Here is an 18,089-nt window from a genome sequence, read left to right as displayed (position 1 = left end):
CATTGGCCATACTTCTCGCCTCTCGACAGACAGTAGCCAGCCCGCAACCGCTTAGTTCCCGAATTAGCACCGAACTTCGACATTCCTACTGCTGTGCTACCACGAATTGCGGCCACAAAGGAAGTGGCAAAAATGCCACAGAATGATCAAAAACCGTCGGTCTAGGCGGAAAACCGGGTAGCGCATCCGGCCTCCACATAGTCCACTCAACTCACGTAGCAAACGTTCCCATGGTTGTCGAGCTTTCGGAATTTCACGAATCGGAGAGAGCGAGTGTGGTATGTTGCGTCGGTTCAAGTTCCAGAGCCGGACTTACTTCTTTAGTCGGGCTCTTTCATCAGTCATGTCGCTTCCTGTAGGCAGTATTCCGCAACGCCGTTCGCTGCTTTTGTTCGCGATGCTGGCGATCGTTATGGTGGTCTTTTCCTATTTATTTACTTTGCTGCTGGCTGTCGCATGTGTGTATCTGCCATGGTTGGCCGTCTCTAACCTTCCCAACTTTCAGACGTTTGCGTTGTTGCTGGGCGGGATCGTAGTTGCCGGAGTGATGTTCTGGTCTTTGGTACCGCGGCCCGACAAATTTGAAGCGCCCGGGGTTTTGCTGCAGCTCGCGTCGCACCCACGTCTCTTTGCAGAAATCGAGAACATTGCTGCGTCCCTGCGAGAGCCTGTTCCACGGGAGATTTATCTTATTAGTGATCCCAACGCGTGGGTGGCGGATCGTGGCGGTCTCATGGGATTCGGCAGCAGGCGAGTCATGGGATTGGGGCTGCCCTTACTCGCCGCGCTCAACATTTCCCAATTCAGGGCGATCCTGGCCCATGAATTTGCGCATTACTACGGCGGGGATACCAGCCTCGGGCCATGGGTTCACCGGACACAGATGTTCATGATCCGCACCTTCCGCGCGATCGGTTCGATGGGAGAACACCGCTTGCCAGGCATCGTTGCGGTGCTGTACATGGTTGTGTTTGGAATCCTGAAATGGTACTGGCTCGTATTTCTGCGCGCCGTGAATTTCGTCTCACGGCGTCAGGAATATCGGGCGGACGAGCTTGCGGCGATCGTGGCTGGGCCGGAATGGTTGAGCGGCGGCCTGCGGGTTGTGCATGGAACAGCGCTGGCCTGGCCGACGTACTGGCAAACCGAAGTCCTCCCCATGCTCAATCTCGGTTGCCTGCCTGCGATCGGCGCCGGCTTCTCGCAGTTTCTGGCAGCGCCGGATATTGCGAAGCAGGTTCAATTGGGCATCGAGAGCGAAATTCGAGAAGGGAAGAAGGATAGTTTCGATACCCATCCCCCGCTTCGGGATCGCCTCACTGCGGCCGAGCGGCTGGCCATCCAGTCTCCATCTGGAGATCTAACCCCAGCCTTAGGGCTGCTGAACGATCCCGGTTCGGAGGAACTGCGCTTTCTGGAATGTGCGAATCCCGGCTTGCCGAAGAACGCGCTGAAGCGTGTCTCGTGGGAGAAATAAGGTGCTGATCCCGGCCTGGGCGAACTGGGTAAGCGAATATTCCTCGCTCCTGCAAGAGATCGCCGCTGACAAGCTTTTTGAAGCTTTGGGGAAAGTTCCGCAGATCGCACGCAAAATCCGTGATCCGGAGGGGATGCTCTTGAGACCTGAGCAACGGGTTGAGCGGGCGCGCTCTCTTCTGGCTACAGCTTTGGGGCTCACCTTGATCAACCATGGATGGACACTGCATTCCCGCCCTGGAGAGTTTTATCTCAGCCGAGGTGACGAACAACTTAACCCGCACAAGCTGATCCAGCAACTTTCAGACGGCGCGATTTCCCGAGAGGCCTGGGCTGCGAGATGCACAGAAATGGGAATTGCAGGCATTTCATTTGCCAGCACGACGATCAATGATGTCGCAAACACGAGTGCCGCTGGAAGCGGAGCTTGAATCCCGGCATGAAAACAACGAACGCTGTATCGAGATGATCGGCATATAGCCGCAAACTTTTAGCCATGCGTGTCCTGCAAGCACAATGAGCAATCTCACCGCGTGCGATTCGCGCGCCTTCTACACGCCGGGGGCGGCCGGAACCACGGAATCAAACCGTTGACCCGATGAGTTGTTCCTCAATTCGTTTTTAATAGAGCAGCAAGCTTGCGTACGCAAGTAGGTATTTCTTCCGCTTTCGTGCTGCCGAAGCCCAAAATGAATCCGTGAAATGCGGGCTTGCGCAGATAAGAGGACGAGAGCGGCAGCAGCCAGAGATGCTGGCCTGCGGCGCGTTCCGCGATCTCGCGATCGTTGATCCCTCGGTCACACATAGATGCATTCTGGCCTGCTCGCCGATGATGTTTGCCGCGAATCCCAGGTATTTGCGAATGCTCTCCATCAGAAGGTTGCGGCGCTCAGCGTAGAGTAGTCGCATGCGTGTCATAAATCTGCTGATGCAGCGCCACCGGACCGTCCCGGTCAATCGCGATGAGCGGTGAAATTCCGGAAGACATCTTCTTCATTCCGGAAAATCATGATGGCTATATGAAATTTCTCTCAAGTGGCTATTGTGACAAACCACTCTTTAGTGGAGCCTATGAGAGTTGATTCGCCGCGAAACTTTGCTTTCGCAATAATCCGGAGGTATGGGAACACCGTGTGGATGGGAACCGCAGTAAACGCCGATTTTTCCGAGAACAGGCAGCCAGCGAACAATCGCCTGATTATCAAGTCTGGCGGGCGCGTGATCTTTGTGCCGATCGACGAAATCAACTGGATCCAGGCTCACGCAAATTACATACGGCTGCATCTGTTTCAGGGGGAATCACACTTATTCCGCCAGCAGATCAGCAAAATCGCGGCACAACTCGACAGCACGCGATTCATTCGGATTCACCGTTCTTTTATCGTGAACGTCAGCCGCATCCGGGAATTGCAGCCCTGCAACAGTGGCGAATTCATCGTCTTGCTGCAGGATGGCAAAGAACTGCCTTGCAGCCGGACGTATCGCCGCGCCCTGCAGGGTTTGTACCGTCTAGCGACGCGGAGACAGTCGATGTGCTAGCTCAGCATGACGCCATTCTCGTCCGCCCTCGAAGACAAAGGCGAGTAACGGACAGGCTGTTACTGATCCATGCTTTCTGGGTCGGAGGACGGCCTCCGAATCAGGCTGCGGCGGCGCTGCTTTTTTCTTTTTTTTGAGAATGTACCGTGGTCCAGATGGTGTGAAACCAGCGGTGTTCGTCGTGGGTCATCTCTCTGCTGAAGGCTTCGCGGAACTTCTGCTCAAACTGCTCCCATGTGATGTCGTCGTGCACGTACATGGGCGCCTAAGATGCTCGAACCAGCAACTTACGTTGTCACAGTGCGTGACTAGCTTGTGGAAAACTCACAGAGCGCGGGGACGAAAGTTCCATCACGCGGGTCTGGGATCTTCTTCCGCCTCGGAATCCGGATTGGAACTCAATGCCTTGTCGGCCAAGTCCATCCAACGGCGGATGCCGGCATTTTCCGGACGGCGGCGCTCGACGCTCGAATTACGCAGCATCTGGTAAGGCGGGGTGGGCTGATGCCGCGGGTGCGGATGCCAAGTCTCAACTTGCGGGGAGGTGGCCTCATCACCGACAGTATTTTCCGGCGCGGAAGGGGGGAATTCCTGATCAGCCATGCACAAAATGATGCCAGAAGTTTCTTGTTAGTTGCGGCAAGAAAAGTACGTAGACACCGGTGTTACAAGCGTCCTGCTTTGCGTCTCTGAAGATCTGCAGGGCTGATTCAGGGAGACATCTGCGTGCGAGATTGCGGCTTTGGGAATTTTGCTCGGCAGTCGCGCCAATGATCCTAGTCGGAGTGTGGCCTCCTGTCTTCGACCTGACATCACGAATATGACATAATTCAGTGCCCACTTCGCCTGCGCGCTATCTGCGTCTATGGCGATTTCTCGACTAGTAAGTAAATTGGATGGGGATAAGGAGCGAGCTGCGAAGCGTCGCAGCAAGCTTATCCTCATATTGGCGCAAGCACGCCATGTTGAGCTGGAGCGTCTCCTGCAACGCAAGGGTTATCTGGTCGTTGCGCCCGTCACCTCCGACCAGGCTGTAGCCGTTTGCCTGCACAATCGAATTCCCGCCGCCATTATCGATCAGGGCTTCTTCGCGGAAGGGGAGGCATGGACGGTGGCGCAATCATTGAAAGCTGTCGCTCCGAAGATAACGATCGTGCTGCTCGTGCGCGGCTCACTGAATGGACAAGAAGCGCCGCCAGGAGTGGATTGCGCAATTAGTGCCGGACAACCGAAACAAGTCCTGAACAAGCTTCAGGAGTGTGTTCCACATTAGGGTCCACCCGCTCGCACAGGCTGCGGAAAATGAAAATTCGCGCCAGGGCACGGATTCATCCGTGCGGTCAAAGTCTCCCGTTATGCTTTAGCCGCTGAGCTAAGAGTTTCGTCATCAGCCACGCTGGCACAGGCGCTAAAGCGCGAATCAGAAACCAAGACCGAGGGGACCGGAAGCTCTGCACAAAACCTGCAAGGGCTCGGCTGCGCCGCATTCTTGCTGCAGCGGCTGCGTTGTCGTGTGCCCAGCCGACTCAGAACCGGGAGGACAAAATGTCAGCTGGAAATGTGAACCACTGGAGGATCGCCAGCTGGTTCCTGCTAATGCTTCTGGCAAGCCTGATCTTTCTCGGCGCTCACGCACAGACTGAGCAGTCGATGAGGAGGATAGAGGCGCAGGAATTCATTTTGAAGGACAACAGCGGGCACGTCCGTGCACGGCTCGGGATGAATCATGACCAATCGAGCATTGAACTTTACGATGAGAACGGGTCGGTGGTTTGGAGATCGCCGAGTGGAAGCAAAATCAAGCCAGTGGAAGTGCACTGATCGACTCTATTAGCACTGCCTACTGTCCGGTGTAGATGTTTTTGATCTTGGCCGGACTATAGTGAATTTCCGAGAAGGTGACGTTTGCGCCGGATCCTGCCGGGGACTGCGCTTCGAATCCGACCATCTGCTGCAAATCGCTATCGAGGCTGAAGGTACGCAGAATCTTCCAGTCGCGACCATTGGTAGAAGAATAGAACACGTAAGTATTTCCAGTGCGGGCTATCTGCAGATACACCTCGTTTCCGGCAACGGGAATCGAGTTGCAATCGTCTGACAACCCACGCGTGACCACAGTTACCATCGTAGGCTGCTTCTCCGGAGACAGTTCGAAGGAAAGCTTCGACCAATGATGATCATCAGCCCAGACCATCAATGCCCCGGCATCCCACTTGGAACGAAAGCTGACGTTCACCTTGCCATTTAGAACGTAATCCGGACCAGGCACGAAGAAGAGAATGGGAGCAGTGTTGTCCACCCTTCCGTCAAAAGGATCGACGAACCAGTCGGTCTTCTTGTCTGCGGAGATCTTCAATTCGCGTCCAGAATCGATGTGCCACGCAGAAGGCGAATTCTTCCAGGTGAGTCTTGCGGGCACGCCGGCTAGCCTCGCTTCCTGTGCGGCTGCAGTAGCAGCAAGCAGTAACGCACCACATATAACCAGAGCCGAAGTGAAGGCATTCTTGCGCGTGCGCAGATGGTCCATGTTGGGCTCAATTCTCCACGAGAGATAATCCAACAGCTCAAGCCAGAGACTTGACTGGTACCGCCGAAACAGCCCGATCAAATAAAGCGGACGCGTTCATCCTGCGGCAATACTCCTCAAAGCCGGCTCGTGGCCCCTTCCAACGGAGATCATCGACAGAGGCGAACACCGCCACATCAAGCCGCAGCGTCGCGAGGGTGCGAAACAGCAGGGCATCGGTCCATGCATGGAACAATGACTCCGACAATGGGCGGGCTTTGCGAATTGAGGGATGCCATTCGCGCCAGTCTTTGGGGACATCTTCCAGATGCAAGTATCGCGAGAACGTGAGAGCCGCGGCTTTGGTGCCCCATCCAGGGAGGCCGGGATAGCCATCAGCGCTGTCTCCGACGACCGCCAGGTAGTCCGGAATCGACTGCGGCCGCACGCCGAACTTCTCGATGATTCCAGCTTCATCGCGGACGATCTCACGTCGGCGATCGCATTGAACGACTCGCGTCCCGACGACGCATTGCGCCAGATCCTTGTCCGGAGTGCAGATCACCACCTGGCTGACGCGCTCGTCTTGCGCGGCATTAAAGGCTGCGGAGGCCAGAGCATCATCGGCCTCAAATTCGACCATTGGCCAGACCAACACCCCCATGGCATCGAGTGCCTCTTCCAGAATGGGAAACTGCGAGAGAAGTTCGGGAGGCACGCCCTCGCTGGTCTTGTAACCAGAATAAAGTTCGTTGCGAAATGATTCCACCACATGATCGGTTGCAACACCAATGTGGGTTGCGCCCTTTTCGATCATCGATAAAACAGTACCGAGCACGCCGCGCGTGGCCCCAATCTCCTGCCCATCGCGGTCGGTTGCGGATGGCACCGCGAAGAAGTAGCGGAAGAGCTCGTAGGTGCCGTCGACCAGGTGAATGTTCATCGGGCTGCAATTCGCTTCTGTGCGCGATGTTAAATGATTTGCCCTTCAAGGGGCATTAATTGCCAGCCGTGCTGCAAGCCTGCCTATAGATGAGTAAGGCTTCGACCTGGGAAAGGCATCTCTCTTTCGCCAAAACAAAGGGCACAGACAAGCGCCTGTGCCACAGGAATGAGAAGCTGGAAAAGTTATGCGGCTGGAGCCAGAGATCGGCTGGCGGCTTGCTGGATGAACCGCTTCATCACTGTTGCCCACATTACCTTCTTACGCACAGCGCTCTCCTTCACGCCGCGGCCCTGGGCGAACATCGACAGTAGCGCGCGCATCTTGAGCACGCGCAGAATCGCCTGGTCGGCTCCGCTTGCGCCGTAGGCTTGCAGGAAGCTTTCCTGTACCCGTCCCGTGATATCGCGGTTGCAGAACGGATACTTCTCCAGCGCCTCGACCGATGCCAGGAATGTGGCGGCATCGTTGAAGGAAATTCCCTGATCGGACATCTTGCCGTAATCAGAGACTCCCACCCCATTTTCGGTGACGACGATGCTGAGCGGCGTGAAATCTTTCAGGACGGCAGAGGTAGAAATCGATTTCCGGGATTTTGCGAGCGAGTTCTGGGCTCCGGTGAGGATCATCTGGATCGCTTCATTGTCGAGTCCTTCGCCGCGGCAGTTCAGGCACAGGGTTTGGAGTTCTGCCAGCAGTTGCTGGGGGTCAAACACCTGGGTTGGTCCGGCCGTAAGTTGGTGGAAGTTGCGGAGCCACTCGCCGGCCTTGACTGCGGCTTCTCGTAACGATCGATTGTCGTCATAGCCGGGGAGGAGGGCGGCCTTCATCATCATCGATTGCAGCGGTACGCCCTGGATCTTCTCGCTCACTACCGCATTCAGCGCGCTGAAGTTCCCTAGCGGACGCGGGACACCGGGCAGCTCATGTTCTGTGAAAGCCTTGTACACGCGTTCCAAATTGGTATACTCGGTATCTGCGTGATTGCGGGCTGCCTGTGGCAAGTTCTTCCCGGAACGGTACACCTTGAGCGCCATGCGCTCGGCGCCATTGGCGAAATCAGCTACAAGGTCATAGATGAAGTGATCGCTCTTGGGCGTGTGTCCTACGATTCGGATATTTCGCAACTCACCACGATTTGGATATAGAGTCGTTGCGCGCTGTCGAAGATCGGCAACGATCTGGTCCAGAACATGCTCTGCCATTCAGACTCCCGGGCCGTAGGGTTTCAAGAAGATGAGGGGTGGACGCAACTCTGCTGATCGTGCTTGCCGGGCGGCACACCAATACTCTCAGCTAGTGAGCAGCAGTTTTGCTTCCAACGACACCCACCTACTGTCTGATGCAAACTGCTGAAAATACGAGAGCTCAGAGGTATAACTTTTTTTCGCCTTAGGACTCTCGAAAGCCATGATGAGCATCGCGGTGCTCACATTGGGAAAAGCAGAGGACACAAGAGCAAGGGGACAGGGGACAGGCAAAAAGCGAGGGCACAGGTTACAGGGAACAGGGAAAAACCAACAACTGCATTCTTCTTACATTTCCTTTTTTTTCGGTTCTCGGTTCCCTATTCCCTGTTCCCTGTAACCTGTCCGCTTGTTTCCCCCGTAACCTGTCCCCTGCTTTTTCCCTCTCTGCCATTCGCGGTAGGCTTCGCTTTTCGAGAGTCCGAACTCGCGGGCTGCTTGCTTGAGTGCATTCTTTTCTGCCAGGGACTCGGTAGTCATCAATTGGTGCATGCGTTGCGCTAGACTTCGTTCTGGGCGTTGCGTTTCCTGGGTCTCGGGCTTGGCGGCAACGATGACAGTTATTTCTCCCTTGTTTGCAGCGCGTCGGGTAAGTTCGGCGGAGACCTCCGACACGTTTCCTCGCAGGAACTCCTCATGCATCTTGGTAAGCTCGCGCGCGATTACTACTCGGCGATCGGGGCCGAATGTGGTTTCGAGATCGTGAAGCATGTCGGAGATGCGGTGAGGAGCCTCATAGAAGACGAGCGTCTCAGTAAAGCTCGCAAGACTCTCGAGCACGCTGCGACGCTCGCCAGATCGAGCAGGCAAGAACCCAATGAAGCGAAATTTGTCGGCTGGCAGTCCGCTCGCGACGAGTGCAGTTACCAGCGCTGAGGCCCCTGGGATCGCGACAACGTTTAGCCCGCGTTCGATCGCAACTCGAATCAGCCGCTCACCGGGATCGGAGATTCCCGGCATTCCCGCATCGGAAACGAGCGCAACCCGCTCTCCTGACGCGATGCGTTTTACGAGTTCCTGCGCTCGCGCTGCTTCGTTGTGCTGGTGATAACTCTGCGTCGGCGTCTTGATATCGAAATGATTCAGCAGCTTTTGCGTGTGCCGCGTATCTTCGCAAGCGATCAGATTTGCCTGGCGAAGGACACGCAGAGCGCGCAATGTAATGTCCTCGAGATTCCCGATTGGTGTAGCAACAATGTAGAGTCCGGGGGCGAGTGGCGGGAGATCATTCGGGAATTCATCATCGCGTGAATTGGGCAAGGCGAGGGCAGTGTAGCAGTTCGGCGTGCGCCCAAAGGAGAGACGCAGCATGCTGCGTCTCTACGGGAGATCTACTCCGCGCGCAAAGTGATTGCCGGATCCACCTGGGATGCCCGCCACGCGGGAATGGCACAGGCTAGAAGTGACACACCTCCAAGCAAAACAATGACGCCGCCGTAGGTCATAGGATCTAGCGGTGAGACTCCGAACAGCATCGCGACAATCGCCTGACTGGCTGCGGCAGCCCCGAGCAAACCGATTGCCACGCCACATGTGGTGAGCGTCATGCCCTGGCGCACCACGAGTCTGACGATGCTCTCGCGCGATGCTCCCAAGGCGGCGCGCACACCGATCTCGCGCATGCGCTCCGTGACGCTGCCTGACAGCACGCCGTAAATGCCAGTCGCTGCAAGCACCAGTGCAACCAGCGCGAATGCCTCAAAGATGATCAGTGCGAAGCGTCGTTGGGCCTCTGTTTGGGCGAGAAGGCTATGCATTGTGGCGATGCGCACGACCGGCAGATCCTTATCCACAGACCAGATCGCGTCCCTCACCCACGAAGCAAGCGAGGCGGCGTTCCCTTTTGCCCGCACGACTACCGATTGCGTATTGTCCACCCACTCCCATTGCCCAGGCGTGGTGTAGAAGGCTTCCGCGTCATTGACGGCCAACGACAACTGCTTCACGTCGCCGACCACACCGACGATGGTCGCCCAAGGTTTATCTGCGTGGCCCATATTGGGACCCATGCGCACGCGTTGTCCGATGGGGTCGCGATCGTGGAACTTGCGTTTGGCCAGGGACTCGCTTATCAGGACGGCGACCGGGGCTCCGGATCGGTCTTCTTCATCGAGCAGCCGCCCTCGGCGAAGAGGAATTCGCATCGTCTTGAAGTAATCGGGACTGACGGCATAACGAAAGGCAGCCTCGTCGTCATGTGGGTAGGCTTCAAATTCAATTCCATAAACTTCATAGTCGCCGCTCAGCGGCAACTGACTGACGAATGCTGCCGAAGTAATACCGGGAAGATGACGAACCTTTTCCAAAGTCTGTTCGAAGAAACGGGCGCGGGCATCGTCGTGTGCGTATCGATTGCCCGATTCCTGCACTTGCATAGTGACAATATGTGAGGCATCAAAGCCGGGATCGACAGAGAATAGACGTTCGAGGCTGCGCAGCAGCAGCCCTGCGCTCACCAGCAGCACCAGTGCGAGAGCAACTTCAGAAACGACGAGAGAACGCCGGACAAGCTGATGCTCGCGGCTGCTTCGGCGAGAGCTTTGTTGAAGTCCTTCATGCGGATCGTTGCGCGAAGCATGAAGGGCAGGCGTAAGTGCGACAAGTAATCCGATACAAGTAGTAATTCCCAGCGCAAAGATGAGCATTGCGCCGTCCACACGGATCGCGTCAACTCTTGGCAGTCCTGGTGGACTGAGTGCTACCAGTGCGCGAACTCCCAACATGGCAACCGCAATTCCGAAGGTCCCGCCCAGCATGGCAAGTAGCAGGCTTTCAGTGACGAGCTGGCGCAGCAGGCGCTTTTGTCCGGCGCCGAGTGCCGCGCGTACAGCAAACTCTCCGCGGCGCTGTGCGCCGCGAGCCAGCAGAAGGTTCGTAACGTTGACCGACGCGATGAGGAGCACCAGAATCACCGCTCCGAGGATCGCCAGCAGCGCCGGCTTCACATCGCCGGTTATGTGATCATGCAGGGAAGTCACGATTACGCCAGTAGGAATTCCTCCGGCGCTTTCGAATCCCTTCGCGTGCGCCTTTCCGAACGGCGGCAGGAGCGCATCGAGTTCACTTTTTGCCTGTTCCTTCGTTACGCCGGGTTGCAGGCGCGTAACCATGCGCAAATGATGTCCCCATTCTCTTGAGTCCGGAGGAAGGGATGGATCGTACTGCAAGGGCGCCCAGAGTTCGGCCGAGGGAGCAAGCACATTCTCGAAGTCCCGGGGCATTACCCCGATCACGGTAAAACTGTTGCTGGGTGCGAGCTGGCTGCTGCTGTTCTCGAGCGTGATGTGGCGTCCGACAATTTGTGAATCGGCAGCAAAACGGCGATGCCATAGCCGGTTGCTCAGGATTACGACATTCGGTCCGTTCACCAGATCATCTGCAGCCTGGAAATCGCGTCCGAGAGCGGGGAACACTCCAAGGGCACGAAAGTACGCTGCGCTCACCCGCTGTCCTTCAAACAGCTCTGGCTCGCCGATTCCCACCATCGCCGGCTGCCAGGGCTTCATCACAGCCATTGCATCGAACGAGTGGCTGCGCTCGGAGAGCCCTTCATAGGTGCCGAAACTTGGCAGGCGTGAGCCGCCGTCGCGCTGCTCGAAGATCATCATTACTCGATCGGAGTGCGGGTATGGCAGGGGCTGAAACAGAATTGGACTTACCGCGCTGAAGATCGCGGTCGTAGCACCAATGCCGAGACCGAGAATCAGCATAGCCGTTGCCGCAAAGCTTGGGTTGTTACGCAATTGACGAGCGGCGTAGCGCAAATCAGCCAGCAACGTCTCTATCCGGTTCTCCCATCCATAGGCGCGGACCTGCTCGCGGACGAGCATGGCATTCCCGATTTCGAGCCGTGCGGCGCGGCGGGCCTCCTCTGCCGTGAGCCCGCTTGCTTCGAAACTCGCGGTCGCCTGCTCGAAGTAGTCTTTCAGCTCCTCAGCAAGTTCGCAATCGGCTGCAACGCGGTTCGTGAGCACGCGCAGGCCGCGCGTTAGTTGTCGCCAAAGAGACATGCCGTCAGACCTCAGCTTTCAACAATCGTGCGATCGCCGACGCACGCCGGTTCCAGTCCGCGGTCTCGAGCTCCAACTGCTTTTTCCCTGCGCGCGTGAGTGCATAGAACTTGGCGTGGCGTGAGTTCTCAGTTTGCCGCCACTCGGAATCGAGCCATCCGGCGCGTTCCAGCCGCTGTAATGCTGTAAGCAGCGATCCTGGATTCACTTTGAACACTCCTCGCGATATCTGCTCAACACGACGCGCGATTCCGAAGCCGTGCATCGGCTCGAGGCTGAGCGTCTTGAGGATGAGCATGTCGAGCGTTCCCTGGATGACATCGGTGTTGGTTTCGTCCATCGGTCAAAACATTAGTCTTGCTCATTATGATTGTCAAGATGTGATCGGCAAGTGGGAAGTCAGCTCGTCAGAAGGCGGGGACGAAAGTTCATCAATTCGATGAACGGCTCTCCTGATGCGCCGGCCTATAGCAGCTAGATCAGAGCCCGCAGAGCCGTCTGTACGTCACTCCACACCCTGGATTCCGGATCCACAATTTCAAAGTGTCCTGTTTTAGGAATCGCGAGTAGCTTGACGTTCTCCCGTTTCCGAAGTTTCTGCCTCGCATAGTCGCGGCTCATCTGTGCGGGAACCGTATCGTCGTCAGCTCCATGAATCAGGAGCTGCTCGCAGTGAATGTCGAGTTCGGCGGGTGACGCTTCGTGATAGTGTTCCGGAACGCGCTGTGGATCGCCGCCCAGAAATTCAGCGACGGCGTCGTGGCTCAGGTGCAGATCCCACGCTCGACGCAGATTCACGACTCCGGCCAGCGAGACTACCGCACGCATGGAGTTGTGATGTGCGGCCAGCGCGAGCGCCAACTGCCCGCCGGCGGAATGTCCGAGAACGATCAGGCGCCTGGTATCAATCGGGTATCTGCCGGCCAGTTGCCGCAGGAATTGATATCCGGCGGTTACGTCTTCAAAGCTTCCGGGCCAGCCTCCGCCGGGATTTCCGACACGGCGGTACTCAACATTCCAACTAACGAAGCCAGCTTTCGTGAGCGCCGCGCAAGGGAAACTCGCATGCTTGAGATCGTAGCGGGCACGCCAGAACCCGCCATGAACGAACATCGCCGCGGGAAATGGCCCATTACCTTGGGGAAGGCGCAGATCGCCGAATTGATATTCATCGTTGCCGTAGCGCAACCGCGCGTCAGCCAGTGGAGGTGTATCGGTTAGGATGTGCTCGCTGTTTTGCATTCGCGGCGAACAGCATATCAGTCGCTGGATGGCTGCCAGGAATGAACGCAAGCGAAAGCTGTCACGTGAAAGAATGTCGCGCGGGGAGAGATGGGGCTCCTTCGCGTCTGCCATTTCATTCAGGGGCAGGCTCTTTGGAGGACGCGACTGTTTTTAGTCCTGGGAGACAGCGCGCTGAGAAAGGTTTTGTCTCCCAAGGCAATCCCGAATACTCTAACAACAGAGCGCGACAGCGCGATTAACGCCGGAAGCTTGCCTTAAACCTCACATCAATGGGCCACGAAACTGCAGAACTGACACGTTTCCTGATCCACCACGGGTACTCAGTGATCTTCTTCTGGGTGCTGGCGGAGCAGGCTGGCATGCCTCTGCCTTCCGCGCCCTTGCTGCTAACTGCGGGGGCGCTCAGCGCGGAGGGTAAGATCAGCTTTCACATTCTTTGGCTGCTGACCTTCTGTGGCGCTTTCCTGAGCGATCTGATGTGGTTCCAGCTTGGCCGGGCAAAAGGGGGGAAGATTCTCAGCCTCCTGTGCCGCATTTCTCTTGAACCCGATTCCTGCGTCAGGAACACAGAAAATTTGTTCATGAAGCGCGGGGCGAACTCACTGTTGATATCCAAGTTTTTGCCCGGATTGAATATCGTGGCTCAGCCAATGGCCGGCATCGTTCGATTGTCCTGGCTCAAATTTCTCGCCTATGACATTTGCGGAACGCTTTTTTGGGCAGGCGCGGTTTTGCTGACCGGAAGGATCTTTCATCGGGAAGTGGAGGACATTCTTTCCCTCCTGCGTCACTCGGGACTACCGATGCTGCTGATTGTTCTTCTGGCAGCGACGGCGTGGATCACTTTCAAGCACATCCAGCGCAAACGATTTATCCGCAAGCTGCGCGTTTCCCGGATCGGGCCTGAGGAATTGAGAGAAGAACTCGAGAGCGGGCGCGCGATTGTGGTCGATCTGCGCAACGAGTTCACACTTGACGAAGATTCGGTGCAGATTCCCGGCGCGCTGCGTCTCACGCCGGAGGAGTTGGAGGAACGGCACGGGGAGATACCGCGCGATCGCGACATCATCCTCTACTGCACCTGACCAAACGAAGCGACCAGCGCCCGGGTGGCGCTGAAACTGAAGAGGCGAGGCATTACCCGCGTCCGTCCAGTGGAAGGTGGGCTCGATGGATGGATTTCGCGCGGCTTTCCGGTGGAAAAGATCGCCGTTACCCAATCTGCCAGCGCTTAGCTGGATCTCGGTTCCTTGAAACAGGGGGTAATGGTCTGGGAAACCTCAATTTTCCCATTTTGGCATTTCCGCCATATGACCTGGCATGGAATTTCAATTTCGCTCGCCTTTGGGCAACCAGACCGCTCTTCCAGTGCTTCTAGGTCAATGCATCCAGCCGGGATGCAATTCAGGAATTAGTCCCAAGCTAGACATGGATAGCCTCATCGTTCCATGCACGCTCTCTCTTCAACCTAAAACCACCCAAATTTAACCCTAACGGGAGGTTCGCCATGAAGATTGCGATAATTTTGGCCCTTGCAGGTCTGTGCACCGTCGCGGCGGCACAGTCCGGCGAAGATAATTCCGGAACGTTCAACGTTGTACCGTTTCAGTTCGATCCCGCCGGCTCACAGCTTGTAGCGGCGGAATGGAGATCCGGCACTGGATGCCCTACGTCAGCACCAATCGCTGTCTACCCTTCTACGTCGCCGACGATTACCTACCAGGAACCAGGCTGTCCGACGGGAGATGATCGAGACAAAGCGGTCGAGGGACTCTTATTGGCAAAGACTGGACCTACGGCAAATAACGCTTCAGCCGGCGCCCTGATTACAGGTGTTAGGGGCATCACTTTAACCGAACTGGGCTATGACATTCGAAAACCGGATGCATTTGTTGATCCAAGGGGTTCGCATTGCGGCGCCGGCGCACCCAGGTTCAACGTTGTGACCGAGGATAATGTCACCCATTTCGTCGGCTGCGCTTCCCCGCCACCTCTGCAGACGAGTACTGGATTTTGGATTCGGCTGCGCTGGACTGCGGCGCAGGCCTTCCCGCCGATTACCAGTTCGGTCCGAAGCATAAGCATCGTTTTTGACGAAGGACAGGACACCGCACCCGACAACTTTGGCCTTGCGGTGCTGGACAACATAGACATAAACGAATTTAGTCGGACGAGGTCCAAGAGGATCAGAAGGCAAGTGACCCCACGGGATTGAGGGGGGTACCACAAACAGAACGGGCAGCCATGTTCGGCTGCCCGCGATTTTAGCTGTTGTATGTGTTATGCCGGGGACGGATGTCCTGGAGCCAAACCGGGACTGCGAGCCGGTTCAGGCTTGAGCACCTGCTGCACGCCATCGCCACTGGAAGGCATCTTGATGGGAGGAAGTTCTCTGCCTTCGATAATCATCTTGATTTCGTTGGCATCAAGTACTTCGCGCTCAAGGAGGGCTGCGGACATACGGTGCATGACCTCCTTGTTGTTCGACAGAATCAGCGTCGCACCCTGGTATCCTGCGTCCACCAGCTGACGCACTTCCTTGTCGATCTGTTTCGCAGTCTCCTCGCTGAAGTCGCGATGCTGATTGATCTCGCGACCGAGGAAGATCTGTTCATCTTTCTTGCCGAAAGTGATCGGGCCGAGCGAACTCATTCCGAATTCACAGACCATGCGGCGAGCGAGATCAGACGCTTGCTCGATATCATTGCCGGCACCGGTAGTCATCTGCTGCAGGAAGATCTCTTCAGCAACGCGTCCGCCCATCATGATGGCCAGACGAGTTTCGAGATATTCCTTCGTATAGGTGTGCTTATCATCGATCGGTAGTTGCATTGTGACGCCGAGCGCCATTCCGCGCGGGATGATCGTCACCTTGTGCAGCGGATCAGCATGGTCGCGCATAGCTGCGACCAACGCGTGTCCAGCCTCATGGTAAGCCGTAACCTTCTTCTCGTGATCGGAGAGCAGCATCGACTTGCGCTCTGCGCCCATGAGAACTTTGTCCTTCGCCAGCTCGAAATCGTACATGTAAACCGCTTTGCGGTTTTGTCGAGCTGCGTTTAGTGCTGCCTCATTCACCATATTGGCTAAATCGGCGCCTGAGAATCCTGGTGTGCCCCGAGCAAGGATCGAGAGATCGACATCGTCCCCGATGGGAATCTTGCGGGTGTGTACGCGCAGAATCTCTTCACGTCCGCGAACGTCAGGTCGCGCAACCACGACGCGACGGTCGAAGCGACCGGGACGCAGAAGCGCCGGATCGAGAACGTCCGGACGGTTGGTGGCAGCGATCAGAATCACGCCTTCGTTCGACTCGAAGCCGTCCATTTCAACGAGCAGCTGGTTCAGAGTCTGTTCACGTTCATCGTGTCCGCCACCAAGGCCAGCGCCGCGATGACGTCCCACAGCATCGATTTCGTCGATGAAGATGATGCAGGGAGCGTTCTTCTTGCCCTGTTCGAACAGGTCGCGCACACGGCTCGCTCCAACTCCGACAAACATCTCGACGAAATCCGAACCGGAGATGGAGAAGAATGGAACATTCGCCTCGCCGGCAACTGCGCGGGCAAGCAAAGTCTTACCAGTTCCGGGAGGTCCAACGAGCAGCACTCCCTTGGGAATGCGTCCACCAAGCTTCTGGAACTTCTGCGCTTCGCGCAGGAACTCGATAATCTCTTTCAGCTCTTCCTTGGCTTCATCAACGCCTGCCACATCCTTGAATGTGACCTTCTTTTGCTGCATCGAGAGCAGCCGGGCGCGGCTCTTGCCGAAGGAAAGCGCTTTATTTCCGCCAGTCTGCATTTGGCGGATCATCACGAACCACAAGGCGGCGAAGAGAATGAGTGGGGAGAGATTCAACAGGTAAGTCGGCCAACCATTGCCCGAGTTATCCTTCACCGTGATGTTCACGCCCTTGTCGCGAAGGTTCTTGATCATCTCCGGGTAATTGGCATATGCAGTGGTACGAAAGCCGGCTCCGCCGCTCTTGTACCTGCCGTGCACCTCACTGGTTCCGACGATGGTGACATCGTTAACGTCTCCGCGATCGACATCCTGCAGAAACTTCGAGAACGTGATCTCGGATTCCTTGTTAGCACTGCCACCAGCCTTCACCACCTGCCAGAGCAACACCCCAGAAAGCAGGATCACCAGCCAGAAGGCCACGGTCTTAACGGTTGAGTTCAATTTCAATGCTCCTAAACCTACCCCTCACGAGCCCGTAACGCTGGCGCAAGTCATGCCCCAGCTACAGACTTACAAATCCCCGGTGGGCTGGCTTGCTAACCCTGCGGAGTTCTCACTGCTTAGATGCCCCAGAGGGGCTTTCGAAGCAACTTCCCAGCGAAATTGTATCTGGTTTCCGCCAAGAAAGCTGGCTCGAAAATAAGCCATTACAACTTTGGTTCCTATCCATTAGACACCGTGGTTCGGGCTAAGGCGCGAAAGAACCGTCGGCTTCGGCACTCGGCCTTCGGTATATTTCGGGAACGGTTTACCGATTTAGACGGATTGCGGGCTTATGGGATAACGGGGGCAAAGAAATGGGTTGTTTTAGCAGGAAAACACTGGATTCGGCACGAAAACTACCTTGCCTCGCCCTGAATATAGGGCAAGTTGCGCCCGTATTCTGGATCACCCATGCCGTAGCCGACCACGAAAGTCTCTTCCAGAATGAATCCCATATAGTCGGCCTGGACCGGTACGCGGCGGGCGCTTTGCTTATCGATCAGCGCCACCAGCTTGGCCGAGGCGGCATTCCAGCTGAGAACTGTGCGAAGAAGGAATTCAGTCGTGTGGCCCGACTGGATCAGGCCTTCCACCAGCACGACATTCTTCCCCTTCACATCAAATGCCGACCCATAATGAATGTTGACGTGTGAGCTGTCACCCGGAGTGGACTGCTTATGAGGCTGCACGAACTGGCAGCTTACCGGAATATCGATCGCTCGGAGCAGATCCGCGGCAAATACGAAGCCATTAGGAAGGACGCACACCAACATCAGATTCTTACCCGCATAGTCGCGGGAGATCTGCTGCCCGATTTCCTTTACACGTCGCTGAATCTGCTCGGCGGTGAGCAGGATTTTCGGTGCCATTGGTCGTTGGGTTCCAGTCCCTCAGAT

At 56.4% G+C, this 18,089-nt stretch carries 19 protein-coding genes; 8 read left to right on the top strand and 11 right to left on the bottom strand.

Translation table 11 applies throughout. From position 1 onward, the window contains the following. The first annotated feature begins 280 nt into the window (after nucleotides 1–280). Both DMG62_12545 and DMG62_12540 read left to right on the top strand, forming a co-directional pair. Entirely contained in the window at nucleotides 281–1,477 is a 1,197-nt protein-coding gene (locus DMG62_12545) for a hypothetical protein (protein PYY22683.1), read from the top strand. A gap of 1 nt (nucleotide 1,478) precedes the next feature. Then, nucleotides 1,479–1,907 carry a hypothetical protein gene (locus DMG62_12540; GenBank protein PYY22682.1) on the top strand — a complete coding sequence of 143 codons (429 nt, stop codon included), beginning with the start codon at nucleotides 1,479–1,481 and terminating at the stop codon, nucleotides 1,905–1,907. Between the two features lie 179 nt (nucleotides 1,908–2,086). Here the strand turns inward: DMG62_12540 and DMG62_12535 are convergent, their stop codons facing one another. Further along, nucleotides 2,087–2,281, bottom strand: a complete 195-nt coding sequence (locus tag DMG62_12535; protein ID PYY22681.1) for a hypothetical protein — start codon at nucleotides 2,279–2,281, stop codon at nucleotides 2,087–2,089. Nucleotides 2,282–2,547: 266 nt separating this feature from the next. On the opposite strand from DMG62_12535, the gene DMG62_12530 reads away from it, so the two are divergent. Then, on the top strand, nucleotides 2,548–3,015 hold the full coding sequence (locus DMG62_12530) for a hypothetical protein (protein ID PYY22680.1): 468 nt from the start codon (nucleotides 2,548–2,550) through the stop codon (nucleotides 3,013–3,015). 351 nt (nucleotides 3,016–3,366) lie between these two features. On the opposite strand, the gene DMG62_12525 is transcribed toward DMG62_12530, so the two are convergent. After that, nucleotides 3,367–3,618 carry a hypothetical protein gene (locus tag DMG62_12525; GenBank protein ID PYY22679.1) on the bottom strand — a complete coding sequence of 84 codons (252 nt, stop codon included), beginning with the start codon at nucleotides 3,616–3,618 and terminating at the stop codon, nucleotides 3,367–3,369. Nucleotides 3,619–3,907: 289 nt separating this feature from the next. Between DMG62_12525 and DMG62_12520 the strand changes: the two genes are divergently transcribed. Together DMG62_12520 and DMG62_12515 are read left to right on the top strand one after the other, a co-directional pair. Further along, the gene (locus DMG62_12520; protein PYY22678.1) at nucleotides 3,908–4,288 is read left to right on the top strand and encodes a hypothetical protein; all 381 of its coding nucleotides are present in this window, start codon (nucleotides 3,908–3,910) and stop codon (nucleotides 4,286–4,288) included. A 272-nt stretch (nucleotides 4,289–4,560) separates the two neighbouring features. Further along, nucleotides 4,561–4,836, top strand: a complete 276-nt coding sequence (locus DMG62_12515; protein ID PYY22677.1) for a hypothetical protein — start codon at nucleotides 4,561–4,563, stop codon at nucleotides 4,834–4,836. Between the two features lie 19 nt (nucleotides 4,837–4,855). Here DMG62_12515 and DMG62_12510 read toward each other — a convergent pair whose 3' ends face one another. The 7 genes from DMG62_12510 to DMG62_12480 all read right to left on the bottom strand — a co-directional run bounded on the left by DMG62_12510 (nucleotide 4,856) and on the right by DMG62_12480 (nucleotide 12,963). Then, complete coding sequence (locus DMG62_12510; protein PYY22676.1) at nucleotides 4,856–5,542, bottom strand: DUF1349 domain-containing protein; 687 nt, start codon at nucleotides 5,540–5,542, stop codon at nucleotides 4,856–4,858. A 37-nt stretch (nucleotides 5,543–5,579) separates the two neighbouring features. Then, nucleotides 5,580–6,464, bottom strand: coding sequence for a flap endonuclease (locus DMG62_12505; protein PYY22675.1), 885 nt, complete (start codon nucleotides 6,462–6,464; stop codon nucleotides 5,580–5,582). 185 nt (nucleotides 6,465–6,649) lie between these two features. Further along, complete coding sequence (locus tag DMG62_12500) at nucleotides 6,650–7,669, bottom strand: hypothetical protein (GenBank protein PYY22674.1); 1,020 nt, start codon at nucleotides 7,667–7,669, stop codon at nucleotides 6,650–6,652. A 330-nt stretch (nucleotides 7,670–7,999) separates the two neighbouring features. Continuing rightward, nucleotides 8,000–9,022, bottom strand: coding sequence for a 16S rRNA (cytidine(1402)-2'-O)-methyltransferase (gene rsmI, locus DMG62_12495; protein ID PYY22673.1), 1,023 nt, complete (start codon nucleotides 9,020–9,022; stop codon nucleotides 8,000–8,002). Between the two features lie 20 nt (nucleotides 9,023–9,042). Further along, nucleotides 9,043–11,721 (bottom strand): hypothetical protein, encoded by a 2,679-nt coding sequence (locus DMG62_12490; protein ID PYY22672.1) that lies wholly within the window; start codon nucleotides 11,719–11,721, stop codon nucleotides 9,043–9,045. Nucleotides 11,722–11,725: 4 nt separating this feature from the next. Then, nucleotides 11,726–12,061, bottom strand: a complete 336-nt coding sequence (locus DMG62_12485; protein ID PYY22671.1) for a PadR family transcriptional regulator — start codon at nucleotides 12,059–12,061, stop codon at nucleotides 11,726–11,728. A 134-nt stretch (nucleotides 12,062–12,195) separates the two neighbouring features. Then, entirely contained in the window at nucleotides 12,196–12,963 is a 768-nt protein-coding gene (locus DMG62_12480) for an alpha/beta hydrolase (GenBank protein PYY22690.1), read from the bottom strand. 272 nt (nucleotides 12,964–13,235) lie between these two features. Here DMG62_12480 and DMG62_12475 point away from each other — a divergent pair, with 272 nt between their 5' ends. From DMG62_12475 to DMG62_12465, 3 genes are all read left to right on the top strand, one after another. Continuing rightward, a complete protein-coding gene (locus DMG62_12475) occupies nucleotides 13,236–14,051 on the top strand; it encodes a sulfurtransferase (protein PYY22670.1) in 816 nt (271 codons plus the stop codon). An 89-nt stretch (nucleotides 14,052–14,140) separates the two neighbouring features. After that, nucleotides 14,141–14,344, top strand: coding sequence for a hypothetical protein (locus tag DMG62_12470; GenBank protein PYY22669.1), 204 nt, complete (start codon nucleotides 14,141–14,143; stop codon nucleotides 14,342–14,344). A gap of 129 nt (nucleotides 14,345–14,473) precedes the next feature. Continuing rightward, nucleotides 14,474–15,181 carry a hypothetical protein gene (locus DMG62_12465; protein PYY22668.1) on the top strand — a complete coding sequence of 236 codons (708 nt, stop codon included), beginning with the start codon at nucleotides 14,474–14,476 and terminating at the stop codon, nucleotides 15,179–15,181. A 65-nt stretch (nucleotides 15,182–15,246) separates the two neighbouring features. On the opposite strand, the gene DMG62_12460 is transcribed toward DMG62_12465, so the two are convergent. Next, entirely contained in the window at nucleotides 15,247–17,151 is a 1,905-nt protein-coding gene (locus DMG62_12460; protein PYY22667.1) for a cell division protein FtsH, read from the bottom strand. Nucleotides 17,152–17,549: 398 nt separating this feature from the next. Then, the gene (locus DMG62_12455) at nucleotides 17,550–18,062 is read right to left on the bottom strand and encodes a hypoxanthine phosphoribosyltransferase (GenBank protein ID PYY22666.1); all 513 of its coding nucleotides are present in this window, start codon (nucleotides 18,060–18,062) and stop codon (nucleotides 17,550–17,552) included. Nucleotides 18,063–18,089: the final 27 nt, after the last annotated feature.

The sequence above is a fragment of the Acidobacteriota bacterium genome, assembly GCA_003225175.1.
In the GTDB taxonomy this organism is placed as follows: domain Bacteria; phylum Acidobacteriota; class Terriglobia; order Terriglobales; family Acidobacteriaceae; genus Gp1-AA112.
Note: the sequence above shows the minus strand (reverse complement) of the source record. Positions and strands in the feature narration are given on the sequence as shown.